The sequence below is a fragment of the Vibrio sp. 10N.286.46.A8 genome (genome assembly GCF_041470165.1).
GTDB classification, from domain to species: Bacteria; Pseudomonadota; Gammaproteobacteria; order Enterobacterales; family Vibrionaceae; genus Vibrio; species Vibrio tasmaniensis_A.
Genome location: NZ_JBFRLX010000056.1, coordinates 1 through 2,781 on the forward strand (window position 1 = coordinate 1; position 2,781 = coordinate 2,781).

1 rRNA gene is annotated in these 2,781 nt (G+C 51.3%); it reads left to right on the forward strand.

The features are described from left to right. Positions 1-2,752, forward strand: a 23S ribosomal RNA gene (locus tag AB4232_RS06810); the annotation flags it as partial. Positions 2,753-2,781 lie beyond the last annotated feature (29 nt).

The window sequence follows — 2,781 nt, forward strand, 5'->3', positions numbered from 1 at the left end:
AAGTATCCTGTTGTGAATACATAGCAACAGGAGGCAAACCGGGGGAACTGAAACATCTAAGTACCCCGAGGAAGAGAAATCAACCGAGATTCCGAAAGTAGCGGCGAGCGAAATTGGATTAGCCCTTAAGCTTTTAATGAGACAGATGAAGGCTCTGGAAAGTGCCGCAATAAAGGGTGATAGCCCCGTAATCGACATCTCATAATCAGTGAAAACGAGTAGGGCGGGACACGTGATATCCTGTCTGAATATGGGGGGACCATCCTCCAAGGCTAAATACTACTGACTGACCGATAGTGAACCAGTACCGTGAGGGAAAGGCGAAAAGAACCCCTGTGAGGGGAGTGAAATAGAACCTGAAACCGTGTACGTACAAGCAGTAGGAGCACCTTCGTGGTGTGACTGCGTACCTTTTGTATAATGGGTCAGCGACTTAATTTTAGTAGCAAGGTTAACCGTTTAGGGGAGCCGTAGGGAAACCGAGTCTTAACTGGGCGTACAGTTGCTAGGATTAGACCCGAAACCAGGTGATCTAGCCATGGGCAGGTTGAAGGTTGAGTAACATCAACTGGAGGACCGAACCGACTAATGTTGAAAAATTAGCGGATGACTTGTGGCTAGGGGTGAAAGGCCAATCAAACCTGGAGATAGCTGGTTCTCCCCGAAAGCTATTTAGGTAGCGCCTCGGACGAATACTACTGGGGGTAGAGCACTGTTAAGGCTAGGGGGTCATCCCGACTTACCAACCCTTTGCAAACTCCGAATACCAGTAAGTACTATCCGGGAGACACACGGCGGGTGCTAACGTCCGTCGTGGAGAGGGAAACAACCCAGACCGCCAGCTAAGGTCCCAAAGTATAGCTAAGTGGGAAACGATGTGGGAAGGCTCAGACAGCCAGGATGTTGGCTTAGAAGCAGCCATCATTTAAAGAAAGCGTAATAGCTCACTGGTCGAGTCGGCCTGCGCGGAAGATGTAACGGGGCTAAGCTATACACCGAAGCTGCGGCTACGTACCTTAGGGTATGTGGGGTAGGGGAGCGTTCTGTAAGCCGTTGAAGGTGGTCTGTAAGGGCTGCTGGAGGTATCAGAAGTGCGAATGCTGACATGAGTAACGATAAAGGGAGTGAAAAACTCCCTCGCCGGAAGACCAAGGGTTCCTGTCCAACGTTAATCGGGGCAGGGTAAGTCGACTCCTAAGGCGAGGCCGAAAGGCGTAGTCGATGGGAAACGGGTTAATATTCCCGTACTTCTTACAATTGCGATGGGGGGACGGAGAAGGCTAGGTGGGCCTGGCGACGGTTGTCCAGGTTCAAGTACGTAGGCGGAAAGTTTAGGTAAATCCGGACTTTCATTAACGCTGAGATACGATGTCGAGCTACTACGGTAGTGAAGTCATTGATGCCATGCTTCCAGGAAAAGCCTCTAAGCTTCAGATTGTAAGGAATCGTACCCCAAACCGACACAGGTGGTCGGGTAGAGAATACCAAGGCGCTTGAGAGAACTCGGGTGAAGGAACTAGGCAAAATGGTACCGTAACTTCGGGAGAAGGTACGCTCTTATCAGTGAAGTCCCTTGCGGATGGAGCAGACGAGAGTCGCAGATACCAGGTGGCTGCAACTGTTTATTAAAAACACAGCACTGTGCAAAATCGTAAGATGACGTATACGGTGTGACGCCTGCCCGGTGCCGGAAGGTTAATTGATGGGGTTAGACTTCGGTCGAAGCTCTTGATCGAAGCCCCGGTAAACGGCGGCCGTAACTATAACGGTCCTAAGGTAGCGAAATTCCTTGTCGGGTAAGTTCCGACCTGCACGAATGGCGTAATGATGGCCACGCTGTCTCCACCCGAGACTCAGTGAAATTGAAATCGCTGTGAAGATGCAGTGTACCCGCGGCTAGACGGAAAGACCCCGTGAACCTTTACTACAGCTTGGCACTGAACATTGAACCTACATGTGTAGGATAGGTGGGAGACTTTGAAACCGCGTCGCTAGATGTGGTGGAGTCGTCCTTGAAATACCACCCTTGTAGTTTTGATGTTCTAACGTTGGTCCCTGAATCGGGATTACGGACAGTGCCTGGTGGGTAGTTTGACTGGGGCGGTCTCCTCCCAAAGAGTAACGGAGGAGCACGAAGGTGGGCTAAACACGGTTGGACATCGTGTGGTTAGTGCAATGGCATAAGCCCGCTTGACTGCGAGAATGACAATTCGAGCAGGTGCGAAAGCAGGTCATAGTGATCCGGTGGTTCTGAATGGAAGGGCCATCGCTCAACGGATAAAAGGTACTCCGGGGATAACAGGCTGATACCGCCCAAGAGTTCATATCGACGGCGGTGTTTGGCACCTCGATGTCGGCTCATCACATCCTGGGGCTGAAGTCGGTCCCAAGGGTATGGCTGTTCGCCATTTAAAGTGGTACGCGAGCTGGGTTTAGAACGTCGTGAGACAGTTCGGTCCCTATCTGCCGTGGGCGTTGGAAAATTGAAAGGGGCTGCTCCTAGTACGAGAGGACCGGAGTGGACGAACCTCTGGTGTTCGGGTTGTCATGCCAATGGCATTGCCCGGTAGCTAAGTTCGGAATCGATAACCGCTGAAAGCATCTAAGCGGGAAGCGAGCCTTGAGATGAGTTTTCCCTGGCACTATAAGTGTCCTAAAGGGTTGTCGTAGACTACGACGTTGATAGGCAGGGTGTGTAAGTGCTGCGAGGCATTGAGCTAACCTGTACTAATTGCCCGTGAGGCTTAACCATACAACACCCAAGGGGTTTTGTGGACTCAA